14 protein-coding genes are annotated in these 13,168 nt (G+C 64.2%); 8 read left to right on the top strand and 6 right to left on the bottom strand.

The features are described 5' to 3' along the window. Positions 1–10: 10 nt before the first annotated feature. The 6 genes from H597_RS0126205 to H597_RS0126180 form a co-directional block, all read right to left on the bottom strand. Entirely contained in the window at positions 11–778 is a 768-nt protein-coding gene (locus H597_RS0126205; RefSeq protein ID WP_028104722.1) for a carbohydrate binding domain-containing protein, read from the bottom strand. A gap of 174 nt (positions 779–952) precedes the next feature. Continuing rightward, positions 953–1,084: a hypothetical protein gene (locus tag H597_RS36155; RefSeq protein ID WP_267871895.1), complete on the bottom strand. Its 132-nt coding sequence runs from the start codon at positions 1,082–1,084 to the stop codon at positions 953–955. A 5-nt stretch (positions 1,085–1,089) separates the two neighbouring features. Then, positions 1,090–2,064, bottom strand: a complete 975-nt coding sequence (locus tag H597_RS0126195) for a quinone oxidoreductase family protein (protein WP_028104721.1) — start codon at positions 2,062–2,064, stop codon at positions 1,090–1,092. Further along, on the bottom strand, positions 2,064–2,465 hold the full coding sequence (locus H597_RS0126190) for a methylglyoxal synthase (RefSeq protein WP_028104720.1): 402 nt from the start codon (positions 2,463–2,465) through the stop codon (positions 2,064–2,066). Before H597_RS0126190 ends, H597_RS0126195 begins: the two co-directional genes overlap by 1 nt. Next, complete coding sequence (locus tag H597_RS0126185; protein WP_028104719.1) at positions 2,462–3,385, bottom strand: DMT family transporter; 924 nt, start codon at positions 3,383–3,385, stop codon at positions 2,462–2,464. The genes H597_RS0126190 and H597_RS0126185 overlap by 4 nt, the downstream gene beginning before the upstream one ends. Before the next feature lie 87 nt (positions 3,386–3,472). Next, entirely contained in the window at positions 3,473–5,959 is a 2,487-nt protein-coding gene (locus tag H597_RS0126180) for an alkaline phosphatase D family protein (protein ID WP_028104718.1), read from the bottom strand. Positions 5,960–6,179: 220 nt separating this feature from the next. Between H597_RS0126180 and H597_RS0126175 the strand changes: the two genes are divergently transcribed. The 8 genes from H597_RS0126175 to rng all read left to right on the top strand — a co-directional run bounded on the left by H597_RS0126175 (position 6,180) and on the right by rng (position 13,120). Further along, positions 6,180–6,905 (top strand): YebC/PmpR family DNA-binding transcriptional regulator, encoded by a 726-nt coding sequence (locus H597_RS0126175; RefSeq protein WP_028104717.1) that lies wholly within the window; start codon positions 6,180–6,182, stop codon positions 6,903–6,905. 6 nt (positions 6,906–6,911) lie between these two features. Further along, positions 6,912–8,183: a phosphoribosylamine--glycine ligase gene (purD, locus tag H597_RS0126170; RefSeq protein ID WP_028104716.1), complete on the top strand. Its 1,272-nt coding sequence runs from the start codon at positions 6,912–6,914 to the stop codon at positions 8,181–8,183. A 100-nt stretch (positions 8,184–8,283) separates the two neighbouring features. After that, positions 8,284–9,195: an oxygen-dependent coproporphyrinogen oxidase gene (hemF, locus tag H597_RS0126165; RefSeq protein ID WP_028104715.1), complete on the top strand. Its 912-nt coding sequence runs from the start codon at positions 8,284–8,286 to the stop codon at positions 9,193–9,195. Further along, on the top strand, positions 9,192–9,839 hold the full coding sequence (locus H597_RS0126160) for a nicotinate-nucleotide adenylyltransferase (RefSeq protein WP_229632248.1): 648 nt from the start codon (positions 9,192–9,194) through the stop codon (positions 9,837–9,839). The genes hemF and H597_RS0126160 overlap by 4 nt, the downstream gene beginning before the upstream one ends. Before the next feature lie 3 nt (positions 9,840–9,842). Next, positions 9,843–10,547 carry a ribosome silencing factor gene (gene rsfS, locus H597_RS0126155; protein WP_028104713.1) on the top strand — a complete coding sequence of 235 codons (705 nt, stop codon included), beginning with the start codon at positions 9,843–9,845 and terminating at the stop codon, positions 10,545–10,547. Next, the gene (gene rlmH, locus H597_RS0126150; RefSeq protein ID WP_028104712.1) at positions 10,548–11,018 is read left to right on the top strand and encodes a 23S rRNA (pseudouridine(1915)-N(3))-methyltransferase RlmH; all 471 of its coding nucleotides are present in this window, start codon (positions 10,548–10,550) and stop codon (positions 11,016–11,018) included. It begins immediately after the preceding gene. A 15-nt stretch (positions 11,019–11,033) separates the two neighbouring features. Continuing rightward, on the top strand, positions 11,034–11,654 hold the full coding sequence (locus H597_RS0126145) for a Maf family protein (protein WP_028104711.1): 621 nt from the start codon (positions 11,034–11,036) through the stop codon (positions 11,652–11,654). Further along, on the top strand, positions 11,654–13,120 hold the full coding sequence (gene rng, locus H597_RS0126140) for a ribonuclease G (protein ID WP_028104710.1): 1,467 nt from the start codon (positions 11,654–11,656) through the stop codon (positions 13,118–13,120). The genes H597_RS0126145 and rng overlap by 1 nt, the downstream gene beginning before the upstream one ends. Positions 13,121–13,168: the final 48 nt, after the last annotated feature.

Here is a 13,168-nt window from a genome sequence, read left to right as displayed (position 1 = left end):
CCGCTTCGGCTCAGGATGGGCGGCGGCGCAGCGCCAAGGCCAGCAGGACCAGCCCGGTCAGCATGATCAGCGGACCGGCGGGTTCGGGCACCACCACCGTGTCATTGTCGGGCTGGCCGAGCGAGAACAGCGACACGCCGTCCAGCAGTGAAAACGGCGGATGGCCTTCGGGCGTGCCGGCCGCCAGGAAGGACAGCAGGCCGCCGGTCGTCTTGGCGGTGAAGGAGAAGGCTTCCTGCATCCAGCCGCTGGAAGCGTGGTTCTGGTTGGCGTAGGCAGCCGTTTCAAAGGTGTTGCCGTCGATGCTGACGGTCCACTTCTCACTGGTGTCGCCATGGAAGCCCCATTGCTGGGCAGCGGCCCATTCGAATTTCAGCAGGTAAGTTTCGCCGACCACCAGGTTGATGGCTTGCTGGATCGGGACGATGCCGTAGGCGCCGTCGGCGGCGAGAAAGTTGCCGCCGTTGGCGCTGCTGGCCAGCGCATGGGCGCCGCCGTTATGCGCGCCCCACAGGGTCAACGCCTGGTCGTTCGGGCCGTTGAACCAGGTCCAGGCGCCGGTGGTGTCGGCCGTACCCGGCGCAAAAACAAAGTTGTAGCCGCCCGGCGACGACCAGTCGGACACGCTGGTATTGAAACCGATCTGGCCGGTGCCGTGGGATGTCGTCTCAAAGCCGCCGTTCTTGACCAGGTTGATCGGCGACGCCTGGGCCGACGCCGCCAGCACCAATACTGCCGCGAAGCCTTGCAATAACTTGCTCAGCACAGAAGATTTCATGGTTCTTCCTTGGAATTCGAATGTATTGGCAGAATCCAAGCAAGAATAATGCCCAAACCGTGAGCTCAGCTGTAAACCATTGAACGGAATCGAATTTCCTAATAGCAATAACTATTATTGGTATATCAAAACAGATTGGTGTAAGAAAACTCGACACCAACTAGTTTCTCGCAATCAGCTGTAATAGGCTTCGCTGGCAAAGGTAATGAGACCGATCAGCGCCACGGCGCTCAACAGGACAATCAGCAGGCGTCCAAATTTCGGGTTGCCGTCGTCGTCTTCGGCTGGGCGGTTCTGGTCGGTCATATCGCTCACGGTAAAAGGATGGTGGAACCCGTGGTGCGGCGCGCCTCGAGGTCGCCATGCGCCTGTCCCACATCGGCCAGATTATAGCGCTGGTTGATATCGATTTTCACGTCGCCGCGCGCCACCACATCGAACAGGGACTGGGCGCAGGCATCAAGTTCGGCACGGGTCGACGTATAGTTGCCGAGCGCCGGCCGCGTCAGGAACAGCGAACCGCGCGCGGCCAGTTCGGCCAGCGAGAAATTGGCCACCGGGCCGGAGGCATTACCGAAACTGACCATCATGCCGCGCGGACGCAGGCAGTCGAGCGAGCCGATGAAGGTATCCTTGCCGATCGAATCGAATACGGTGGAAACTCCCTTGCCGCCGGTGATGTCGCGTACCCGCTCGGTGAAATTTTCCCGGTTGTAGTTGATGGCATGCGCCGCGCCGTGCTGCAGCGCCAGCTCCGCCTTTTCGTCGGAACCGGCGGTGCCGATCAGGTTCACGCCCAGCGCACGCGCCCATTGGCAAGCGATCAGCCCCACACCGCCGGCAGCGGCATGGAACAGGATGGTATCGCCGGCCTTGAGCGGTGCCGCGCTGTGGAACAGGTATTGCACCGTCATCCCCTGCAGCATCATGGCGGCGGCGGTGTCGCTGCCGATCGCGTCCGGCAGTTTCACCAGCAGGCTGGCCGGCATAGTGCGCGCCTGCGCATAGGCGCCGTTGGGACGGCCGGCGTAAGCCACCCGGTCGCCGACGCGCACATGGCTCACGCCCTCGCCCACCGCTTCCACCACGCCGGCGCCTTCCTGGCCCAGGCCGCCCGGCAGCGGCTGCGGGTAGAGGCCCGTACGGAAATACACGTCGATGAAATTCAGGCCGATGGCCGCATGCCGCACCGTCGCTTCGCCGGGACCGGGCGCGCCCACTTCGACATCCACGTATTCCATCACTTCCGGCCCGCCGGTGCGGGACATGCGAATCGCCTTGACCATCATGCTGCTCCTTCTCCATGTGCCGCCGCGGCGGCCTGCAATTGCGACAGCACCAGGTGGGCGGTCGCCAGGTTGGTGGCGCAGGCGACGTTGTGCACGTCGCATGAGCGCACCAGGGCGTTGATATCCGGTTCATGGGGCTGCGGCGTCATCGGGTCGCGCAAGAAGATGATGGCATCGATATGCCCCTCCACCAGCATGGAGCCGATCTGCAGGTCGCCGCCCAGCGGGCCGGAATGCTTGCGCTCCACCACCAGGCCCACTTCCGCGATCAGGCGGCCGCCCGTGGTGCCGGTCGCGCACAGCTTGCAGGTGCGCAGGAAGGCGGCGTACTCGCGGGCCAGCGCGATCATGTCGTCTTTTTTCTTGTCGTGGGCAATCAGGGCAATGCGGGGCGTCATTTCACTTCACCTTTCACGTTCGACAGCAAATATATACCGGCCAGCACCAGGGCCGTTCCCGCCAGCTGCCAGCCGGTAATGGGTTCGGACAGGATGACGGCGCCAAGGAACAGCGTGGAAACGGGACCGATCATGGCCGCCTGCGAAGCGGCCCCGGCGCCGATGCGCTGCACTGCGGTCATGGTCATGAACACCGGCATCACGGTGCACAGGATGCCGTTGACCAGGGACAGTCCATACACCGGCATCGGCTGCACCAGCAGCGCCGCGGGCCGCAGCAGGAAGAACTGGCCGATGCAGGCGGCGCTCGACACGCACATGGCGTACGACACCAGGCGCAGCGCGCCAAGGCGCTTGACCATTTCGCCGGAAGCCAGCAGGTACAAGGCGTAGGACATGGCCGAGCCCAGCACCAGCAGCGAACCCAGGGCCACATTGCCGCTGCCGCCCTGCAGGTCGTGGCAGAACACCAGCACGATGCCGGCATAGGCGATACAGAGCGACAGCCATTGCTGGCGGCCGATACGCTGCTTGAGCCAGAGCGCGGAAGCCAGCAGCACAAAGGTCGGGGTCAGGAACAGGATCAGCCGTTCCAGGCCGACCGTGACGTATTGCAGGCCCAGGAAATCAAGGAAGGAAGACAGGTAGTAGCCGACCAGGCCAAGCCCGACCAGGCGCCATGCGTCGGCACGCTGCAAAGGCGCCTCGGTGCGCATCTTCCACAGCGCGATGGCGGCGAAGACCGGCAGCGAGAACAGCATGCGGAAGGCGACCGCCGTGACGGCGTCCAGCTGGTAGCGGTACAGCAGCTTGGCCACGATGGCCTTGGTGGAGAACAGCACGGCGCCGCCAATGGCGATGGCCAGCCCGCCCAGGTAGGCGGCCCGTTTGCCTTGCGGTTCCGGTGCGGCTATTTCCATGCCACCATTGTAGCGGCAAGCCGCCAAGCCTGCTGGCGGCCGAAAAAAGGCGGGCTCGCGCCCGCCCTGCCTTGATGCCGGCGCCGCTTACACGACGGACACGGCGACCTTACCTGCGGTGACGGTGGCCGAAGCGACCATGGCGATCACATTGGCCGGCGCATTGCCGCCAACCAGTTTGTTCACCTGCTTGAACTGCGCCACCAGGGAGCCTGGGGTCAGCGTCACCACCGTATAGCCTTGCGCGTCGGTATTGACATAGCGCAGCCATGGGTTGCTGTTCAGGCCCGCCAGTTGCTGCGCCAGCGGCACCAGGGCGGCGTTGAAGCTCGCATCCGCCTTGATGGCTGCCAGCACGCTGTCCACCGTCGCATCGAGCACCGCTTCCGGCACGCCTTTCGCGCCCAGCGCGCCGCGCAATTGCACGGTCAGCGATCCGGCCAGCGAATCGGCGGTTGGCGCCGCCTTGCCCATGGTGTAGTCCAGCAGGTCGACGTTCAGGTTGACCGTGCCAAGACCAGGCACCGGCACTGCCAGCGGCAGCGACACCAGGGTGCCCAGACTGCCCAGGCTCGCCGCGGCGTCGCGCAGATAAGTGAAGAAGGAGTCGGAGCTGACGCCGGCCGACACCAGGTCCACCATCACCGGCGTGCCGCCGCCGGCTGCGTCGTAGTCGTCGTTGACGGTGCCGGCGAAGAAGGAGTGGATGTCGCCGGTCAGCGCCACCACATTGCCGATGCTGTTGGTCTTCAGGTGCGACATCAGCGCCTTGCGTTCGGCGTTGTAGCCGTCCCACTGGTCGCAGTTGATCAGGAACTTGCGGAAATAAGGTCCCAGCGCCGCGGCCTGGCTGGCCACGAAGGAGGACGCCGCCTTGTTGGCCTGCACGTCCGGCTTGATGAAGCCGATGGCGATACCCTGGGCCGCGGCCGTCGCCTGCGCGGTGGCACTGCCGCCGATCTTGGCGGAAGCTTCGGCCTGGCCGAACGCCAGTACCGCCACCGCGGCCTGCAGCGGGGTCAGGCCCGCGCCCACCGCCGCGTTGGTGCGCGCGCTGGTGTCGCCGCCCCCTGCGGCGGAAGCCGCGACGGCCATGGCGGCCGCCTGCGCGGTCGAAGGCGCGGTTCCGGCGGTCACGGCGCCCACGATCGCGGCGGCCACCGGCACATTGCCGCTGGTCGACACGGCGGTCGTACCGATATTGGTAGCGACGGTGCTGATCGCCTGCAGCGCCACCAGGGTGGCGATGGCGTCGGTGCCGTTCAGGCCCATGCGCAGCAGCGACACTTCATTGCCCCACAGTTTCCAGGTCGCGCTGGACGACTTCATGGTGGACTTCCACCATTCGCGCTGGGTGGCGCCCAGCATGCTGACGCCGGACAGCGGATCGGCGCCGCCGGCGGCCATCTTCTGCGCTTCGACGCCGTTGTACAGGTCCTGCGCCACCAGGTAGCGCGCGCCGACACTGCCCAGCGGCAGGCCGGTGGCCGGGTTGGCCATCTGTTCCGGCACCACGTGGTCGGCGCGGTACAGGCGCTCGTCGGTCATCACCAGCTGCATCAGTTTGCCGAACTGGAAATCGCGGTAGATCTTGATGTTCTGGAAGCCGGTCGCGGCGCTGTCCAGGGCAACGTCAGCCGGCATGTATTCGAACCAGGCCTGGTTGGCGCTGCGGCGGCGCGGCGTGTCGTGCTTCTCGCCTTCGGCGTAGGTCTGGGTATCGCCCCAGCAATCGTCGCTGAATTCGTGGTCGTCCCAGATCGCAATGAAGGCAAAGCGCTCGTGCACCGCCTGCAGGCGGGCATCGGTGCGGTACTTCTTATACAGGTAGCGGTAGTCGGCCAGGGTGGTCGCGTATTTCGCGCCCGAGACGCCGTTCTTGAAGGTGCCGTTCGGCAGGGTCAGCGCATCGTGGCGCTTTTCGACGGCACCGGCCTGGAAGGCCTCGCCCACGGTCTCGTAGATGTAGTCGCCGAGGTGGACGATGAAGTCCAGCTTCTCGTTCTTGGCGATATTGTCCAGCGCGCCCCAGTGGTTGATGCTCCAGTCCTGGCAGGTCAGGTAGGCGAACTGCAGTTGCGCCACGCTGGCGTCGGCCGCCGGCGCCGTCTTGAAGCGGGCCACGTTGGAGCGCACATCGCCGGCGATGAACTGGTAGAAATACGTCTGGTTCGCCTGCAGGCCGGTGACCTTGTGGCGAATCGTATTGTCGAAATCGGGGTTCAGGTCCAGTTGCACATCCACCACAGCGGTGCCGTCGAGGGCTTTGTTGCCGCCCAGGGAAGCGCCGTTGTCGGCCGCCGTCACCAGCAGGCGCACCGAGACTTCGCTCTTGCCGCTTGGGGAGGCCACGTCGTCCACCGAGGACGGCACCACGCGGGTCCACAGCATGATGCTGTCCGCGCGCGGGTCGCCCGAGGCAACGCTTTGCGGGAATTTCCAGTTACTGCCAGTGGCTGGCGGCAAGGTGGGGGCCGGCGCCGTATAAGAACTGCCGCCGCAGCCTGCCAGGCCGCTGGTGGCAACCGATACGGTGATGAAGCCGCCCAATTTCATAAACTGCCGACGATCCATAAGTCTCCTTGATGATTAAAGTTTTTGTTTTACGATATTAACTTTACAAGCCGATGAAACGACCCCGAGGAAAGCCTCTAATTGTTTCTTGAAAGTTCCATCCCGGCGTGCCGCTGCGCGGCTCCCGGCGAACCGGCGCAATCGCCGTGGAAGGCGGTCCATAGAGGGCGTTATGCTAGAATGTCGCCCTCGATTGCATACCGTCTAAGGAAGATTGAACATGGCTGGACACAGCAAATGGGCCAATATTAAGCATAAGAAAGCGGCAACGGACGCGAAACGCGGCAAGATCTGGACACGCCTGATCAAGGAAATCACCGTGGCGGCCCGCATGGGCGGCGGCGATATCGCGTCCAACCCGCGCCTGCGTCTGGCAATCGACAAGGCGGCCGACGCCAATATGCCGAAGGACAACGTCAACCGCGCGATCAACCGCGGCACCGGCGGCGGCGACGGCGCCAACTATGAAGAAGTACGCTACGAAGGCTACGGCATCGGCGGCGCGGCCATCATCGTGGACTGCATGACGGACAACCGCGTGCGTACCGTGGCTGAAGTGCGCCATGCCTTCAACAAATACGGCGGCAATATGGGCACCGAGGGTTCGGTTGCCTTCATGTTCCAGCACACCGGCCAGTTCCTGTTCGCACCGGGCACCGACGAAACCAAATTGATGGACGCCGCGCTGGAAGCGGGCGCCGAAGACGTGGTGACCGACGAGGAAGGCGGCATCGAAGTGCTGTGCGGCCCGCACGACTTCGCCGGCGTGAAGGATGCGCTGGAAGCGGCCGGCTTCAAGGCCGAAGTGGCGGAAGTGATCATGAAGCCAGCCACCGAAACCGTCTTCACCGGTGAAGAGGCAGCCAAGATGCAAAAGCTGCTGGACGCACTGGAAAACCTGGACGACGTTCAGGAAATCTATACCAACGCTGTCATCGAAGAATAATCCCCTATGAAGATCCTGGTAGTCGGCTCGGGTGGCCGTGAACACGCTTTGGCCTGGAAACTGGCGCAGTCGGAACGCGTACAGATGGTCTATGTTGCGCCCGGCAACGGCGGTACCGAGCGCGATGTGCGCCTGCAGAACGTGCCTATCACCGACCTGGAGCAACTGGCCGCATTCGTCGAGCAGGAGCATATCGGCCTGACCGTGGTCGGCCCGGAAGTGCCGCTGGCCGCCGGCATCGTCAACCTGTTCCGCTTGCGCGGCCTGAAAGTGTTCGGCCCGACCAAGGAAGCGGCGCAGCTTGAATCGTCCAAGGATTTCGCCAAGGCCTTCATGAAGCGCCACGGCATCCCGACCGCCGAATATGAAACCTTCGCCGACGCCAAGGCCGCCCACGCCTATGTGGACGCCAAGGGCGCGCCGATCGTGATCAAGGCCGACGGCCTGGCCGCCGGCAAGGGCGTGGTGGTAGCCATGACCCTGGAAGAGGCGCACGGCGCGGTCGACCACATGCTGTCCGATAACGCCTTCGGCGACGCCGGCGCGCGCATCGTGATCGAAGAATTCCTGGCCGGCGAAGAAGCGTCCTTCATCGTCATGTGCGACGGCAAGAACGTGCTGCCGCTGGCCACTTCGCAAGACCACAAGCGCCTGCTGGACAACGACCAGGGCCCGAACACCGGCGGCATGGGCGCCTACTCGCCTGCGCCGATCGTGACCCCGGCCATGCATGCGCGCGTCATGCGCGAGATCATCATGCCTACCATCCAGGGCATGTCCAAGGACGGCATCCAGTTCACCGGCTTCCTGTACGCGGGCCTGATGATCGACGCCGCCGGCAACCCGAAGACGCTGGAATTCAATTGCCGCATGGGCGACCCGGAAACCCAGCCGATCATGTCGCGCCTGAGGACCGACTTGCTGGGCGTGATGGAACATGCCGTCAACGGCACGCTGGACCAGGTGGAACTGGATTGGGACCGCCGCACCGCCGTTGGCGTGGTGCTGGCAGCCGCCGGCTACCCTGACGCGCCGCGCAAGGGCGACCATATCCACGGCATTCCGGCTGAAACGGCCGATTCCGTGACCTTCCATGCCGGCACCACCGACGATGCGGACGGCAAGCTGGTGACCGCCGGCGGCCGCGTGCTGTGCGTGGTGGGCCTGGGCGACAATATCAAGATGGCGCAGAAGCAGGCTTACGAAACGGTCGAAAAGATCGGCTTCGAAGGCGTGCAGTTCCGCCGCGATATCGGCTGGCGCGGTTTGAAACACTAAAACCGGCACGTCGGTGTCAGACCCGCGACCGCCGCGTAACAAAGGTGTCGGACCCTGCGGGTCTGACACCGTTTTACCGGTTTAAGGAATAAAACAAGAAATGACCGCCCCCAACCCGCAAGAAGTCAAAGCCTGGCTGCTTGGCCTGCAGGACCGCATCATCTCCGCGCTGGAGACTGCGGACGGCAAGCCATTCCTGCGCGATGCGTGGGAACGCCCGGAAGGCGGCGGCGGCATTTCGCGCCTGATCGAAGAGGGCAATGTCTTCGAGCGCGGCGGCTGCAACTTCAGCCACGTGACCGGCGCCAAGCTGCCGCCCTCGGCCTCGGCGCACCGCCCCGAACTGGGCGGCCAGCCCTGGGAAGCGATGGGCGTCAGCCTGGTGCTGCACCCGCGCAACCCGTACGCGCCGACGGTACACATGAACGTGCGCTTCTTCAGCACCAGCACGGCCGAAGGCAAGCCGGTCTGGTGGTTCGGCGGCGGCATGGACCTGACGCCCTACTACGGCAACAGGGAAGACGCGCAGCACTTCCACCGCAGCTGCCACGAAGCCCTGGCAGGCTACGGCGACGCGCTGCATCCGAAGTTCAAGCAATGGTGCGACGAGTACTTCTACCTGAAGCACCGCAAGGAAGCGCGCGGCGTGGGCGGTATCTTCTTCGACGACTTCAATGCGCTCGGCTTCGAACAGAGTTTTGCAATGACGCGCAGCGTGGGCGACGCATTCCTGGCCGCCTACCTGCCGATCCTGCAGGCGCGCAAGGACACGCCGTATGGTGAGCGCGAGCGCGATTTCCAGGCCTACCGCCGCGGGCGCTACGTCGAATTCAACCTTGTGTTCGACCGCGGCACCCTGTTCGGCCTGCAGTCCGGCGGCCGTACCGAAGCGATCCTGATGTCCATGCCGCCGGTCGTCAAATGGCGCTACGACTGGCATCCGGAAGACGGCAGCGCGGAAGCGGCGCTCTACACCGACTTCCTGCCGCACCGCGACTGGCTGGCCGAGTGAAACGCTGCATCGCACTGCTGGGAGGCAGTTTCGATCCGGTGCACAACGGCCATCTCGCGCTCGGCAAACTGTTTGCCGAAAAGCTGAGCGCCGATGCCCTGCTGGTCATCCCCGCCCTGCCCTGGCAAAAGGGGCAGTTGGCGGCGACGCCGCAGCAGCGCGTGGACATGCTGGCATTGGCCTTTGCCGGCCTGCCCTGCCCGGTCACGATCGACTGGCAGGAACTGGCGCGCGGCAGCGCCACGTATACGATTGACACGCTGCGGGCGATCCGCGCCGATGTGGGGCCCGATGTGTCGCTGGCCTTCCTGATGGGCGCGGACCAGCTGCAGCGACTGAATACCTGGCACGAATGGCGCAACCTGTTCGACCTGGCCCACTTCTGCGTGGCGGCCAGGCCCGGCTTCGAGCTGGACGACGCCCACGTGCCGGCCGAGGTGGCCGCTGAATTCCAGCGCCGCCTGGCCACGCCGGAGCAGGTCAGGAACACCCCGGCGGGCAGGACCATGCTGGCGGCCGAAATGGCCGTCGACATCTCGGCCACTGCCATTCGTGCTGCATTACAACGGGGGGAAGGGGCGAACTCGCTTCTGCCACCGGTAGTGCTAGACTATATTGAACAACATAATTTGTATAAGAAATAAATAATGGATATCAAAAAACTGCAAACCCTCGTCGTGGACGCCCTGGAAGACGTGAAGGCCCAGGAAATCGTCGTATTCGACACCACCGGCTTGACCAGCCTCTTTGACCGCATCGCCATCGCTTCCGGTACCTCCAACCGCCAGACCAAGGCCCTGGCCGCGTCCGTGCGCGACAAGGTGAAGGAAGCCGGCGGCGACGTGATCGGCATCGAGGGTGAAGATACCGGCGAATGGGTGCTGGTGGACCTGGGCGACATGATCGTCCACATCATGCAGGCGCCGATCCGCGCTTACTACCGCCTGGAAGAAATCTGGGGCGAAAAGCCGGTAAAACTGGGCGCCGCCAAGCGCAAGTCGACCAGCGAAGGCAAGGAAGCAGCCGCCAAGGAATCCACGCCGAAGAAATCGGGCCACCTGGCTGCCACCAAGGCTGCCAAAGCCGCCGAACCCGTGATCGAGAAAAAGCCGGCTGCCAAGAAGCCTGGCACCGCGAAGGCAACCGCCGCAGCCGGCGCCGTGGCCAAGAAAGCCGCCGCCAAGAAGGCCGCGCCGAAGGTCGTCGCACCGGAAGGCAAGAAAGTGAAGGTCGCTACCACCAAGACCGCCGAGGCATCCGCCAAAGCCGCCAAGGAGAAGAAAGCCGCCTCCGCTGCCGCAACGCCGGTCAAGACCGTCATCAAGCGCCTGAAGAAGGCTGCGGCAGAGTAAGTGCAGCTGATCATCGCTGCGGTCGGCCATAAAATGCCGGCCTGGATCGAAAGCGGCTTCACCGAATACGTGAAGCGCATGCCGCCGGAATTGCGCATCGTGCTGAAGGAAATCAAGCCCGTTGAGCGCTCCGGCAGCAAGACCGCCGCCACCGCCATGGCCCTGGAGCGCGAGCGCATCGAAGCGGCCCTGCCGAAATCGGTGCGCATCATCGCCCTCGACGAGCGCGGCAAGGACCTGACCAGCGTGGGCCTGTCCCAGCAGCTGGAAACCTGGCAGCAGGATGGCCGCGATACGGCCTTCCTGATCGGCGGCGCCGACGGCCTCGATCCGGGCCTGAAAGCCAAGGCGGAGGGCATGCTGCGCCTGTCCAGCCTGACCCTGCCGCATGGCATGGTGCGCGTCATGCTGGCCGAACAGTTGTACCGGGCGTGGACAATTACGCAAAACCACCCTTATCATCGTGTCTAAACCCTAAGGCATCCGATGAAACTGGTCGAAAAGAAGATCTACCTGGCTTCCAAGAGTCCACGCCGGCGCGAGCTATTGCGCCAGATCGGCGTGGATTTCGAGCTTTTATTGCTGCGCAACGACGGCCCGCGCGGGCCGGACGTCAGCGAAGACGTCAATCCCGGCGAAGATCCGCTGGCCTATGTGGGCCGCGTGGCCCAGGAAAAAGCCGATTTCGCCTGGGACATGATCCAGCGGCGCCGCCTGATCCTGCGCCCCATCCTGGCCGCCGACACCACCGTCACCGTCGACGGCGAGATCCTCGGCAAGCCGGCCAACGTGCGCGAGGCCACGGACATGCTGCATCAGCTGTCCGGCCGCACCCACCAGGTACTGACCTCGGTGGCCGTGCATGCGCAGGACTTTTCAGGCCATATCACCCAGGTTTCGGCAGTGCGCTTCGGCAAACTGAGCGAGGCTGAAATCAGGACGTATTGCGCCACCACAGAACCTTACGACAAGGCCGGCGGCTATGGCATCCAGGGCCTGGCCGCCCTGTTCGTGGAACATATCGAGGGCAGCCACTCCGGCATCATGGGCCTGCCGCTGTACGAAACGGCGCAGCTGCTGCGCCAGGCAGGATTGAAACTCCCCTGATGAACGAAGATATCCTTATTAATATCACCCCGCAGGAAACCCGCGTCGCCCTAGTTGTACAGGGCGCGGTGCAGGAACTGCATATCGAGCGCACGCTGACGCGCGGCCTGGCGGGCAACGTCTACTCCGGCAAAGTGGTGCGGGTGCTGCCCGGCATGCAGTCGGCCTTCATCGACATCGGCCTGGAGCGCGCAGCCTTCCTGCACGTGGCCGACATCTGGGAAGCGCGGCCGCACGACGGCGCCCAGAACGCCACCCCGACCCCGATCGAGAAGCTGCTGTTCGACGGCCAGGTGCTGACCGTGCAGGTCATCAAGGACCCGATCGGCACCAAGGGCGCGCGCCTGTCGACCCAGATCTCGATCGCCGGCCGCATGCTGGTCTACCTGCCGCAGGACGGCCATATCGGCATCTCGCAGAAGATCGAAAAGGAAGCCGACCGCGAAGCCCTGCGCGCGCGCATGCAAAGCCTGCTGCCGCCGGAAGAAAAAGGCGGCTACATCGTGCGCACCCAGGCCGAAGACGCCTCGGACAGCGACCTGCAGGCCGACATCGAATACCTGCGCAAGACCTGGGGCGCGATCTGCCACGGCGCGCGCACCCGCCCGCCCACCTCCCTGCTGCACCAGGACTTGAGCCTGGCGCAGCGCGTGCTGCGCGACTTCGTGCACGACGAAACGGCAACCATCCAGGTCGATTCGCGGGAAAACTTCCTGTCGCTGACGGAATTCGGCCGCATCTACACGCCGTCCGTGCTGCAGCGCCTGGCGCACTACACGGGCGAACGGCCGCTGTTCGACCTGTACGGCGTGGAAGAGGAAATCCACCGCGCGCTGGGGCGCCGCGTCGACTTGAAATCCGGCGGCTACCTGATCGTCGACCAGACCGAGGCCATGACGACGATTGACGTCAACACCGGCGGCTTCGTCGGCGGGCGCAATTTTGCCGATACGATCTTCAAGACCAACCTGGAAGCGGCACACGCCATCGCGCGCCAGCTACGCCTGCGCAATCTGGGCGGCATCATCATCCTCGACTTCATCGACATGGAGAACACCGAGCACCGCAACGCCGTGCTCACGGAACTAAAAAAAGCCCTGGCGCGCGACCGCACCAAGGTGTCGGTATCGGGCTTCTCCGCCCTGGGGCTGGTGGAAATGACGCGCAAGCGCACGCGCGAATCGCTGGCCCACATCCTGTGCGAACCCTGCCCGGCCTGCGAAGGCAAGGGCCAGGTCAAGACCTCGCGCACCATCTGCTACGAAATCCTGCGCGAACTGCTGCGCGAAGCCAAGCAGTTCAACCCGCGCGAATTCCGCATCCTCGCCTCGCAGGAAGTGGTGGACCTGTTCCTCGAAGAAGAATCGCAGCACCTGGCCATGCTGGGCGACTTCATCGGCAAAAAGATTTCGCTGCAAGTGGAAACCAGCTACCACCAGGAACAGTACGACGTCATATTAATGTGAAAGCCGGGGTCAGCTCTGGCAATCGGACACGGCCCCAGCCCTAGGCCT

The sequence above is a fragment of the Pseudoduganella violaceinigra DSM 15887 genome, assembly GCF_000425385.1.
In the GTDB taxonomy this organism is placed as follows: Bacteria; Pseudomonadota; Gammaproteobacteria; order Burkholderiales; family Burkholderiaceae_D; genus Rugamonas; species Rugamonas violaceinigra.
The sequence above is the reverse complement of the archived record's forward strand: the minus strand, read 5'-3'. Positions and strand labels throughout refer to the sequence as shown.

Bases quoted from the DNA above. Each gene is read 5' to 3' on its own strand.
- H597_RS0126185 (WP_028104719.1), bottom strand. From the start codon at position 3,385: ATGGAAATAGCCGCACCGGAACCGCAAGGCAAACGGGCCGCCTACCTG.
- purD (WP_028104716.1), top strand. From the start codon at position 6,912: ATGAAGATCCTGGTAGTCGGCTCGGGTGGCCGTGAACACGCTTTGGCC.
- H597_RS36155 (WP_267871895.1), bottom strand. From the start codon at position 1,084: ATGACCGACCAGAACCGCCCAGCCGAAGACGACGACGGCAACCCGAAA.
- H597_RS0126195 (WP_028104721.1), bottom strand. From the start codon at position 2,064: ATGGTCAAGGCGATTCGCATGTCCCGCACCGGCGGGCCGGAAGTGATG.
- H597_RS0126175 (WP_028104717.1), top strand. From the start codon at position 6,180: ATGGCTGGACACAGCAAATGGGCCAATATTAAGCATAAGAAAGCGGCA.
- H597_RS0126205 (WP_028104722.1), bottom strand. From the start codon at position 778: ATGAAATCTTCTGTGCTGAGCAAGTTATTGCAAGGCTTCGCGGCAGTA.
- rng (WP_028104710.1), top strand. From the start codon at position 11,654: ATGAACGAAGATATCCTTATTAATATCACCCCGCAGGAAACCCGCGTC.
- hemF (WP_028104715.1), top strand. From the start codon at position 8,284: ATGACCGCCCCCAACCCGCAAGAAGTCAAAGCCTGGCTGCTTGGCCTG.
- H597_RS0126190 (WP_028104720.1), bottom strand. From the start codon at position 2,465: ATGACGCCCCGCATTGCCCTGATTGCCCACGACAAGAAAAAAGACGAC.
- H597_RS0126145 (WP_028104711.1), top strand. From the start codon at position 11,034: ATGAAACTGGTCGAAAAGAAGATCTACCTGGCTTCCAAGAGTCCACGC.
- H597_RS0126180 (WP_028104718.1), bottom strand. From the start codon at position 5,959: ATGGATCGTCGGCAGTTTATGAAATTGGGCGGCTTCATCACCGTATCG.
- rsfS (WP_028104713.1), top strand. From the start codon at position 9,843: ATGGATATCAAAAAACTGCAAACCCTCGTCGTGGACGCCCTGGAAGAC.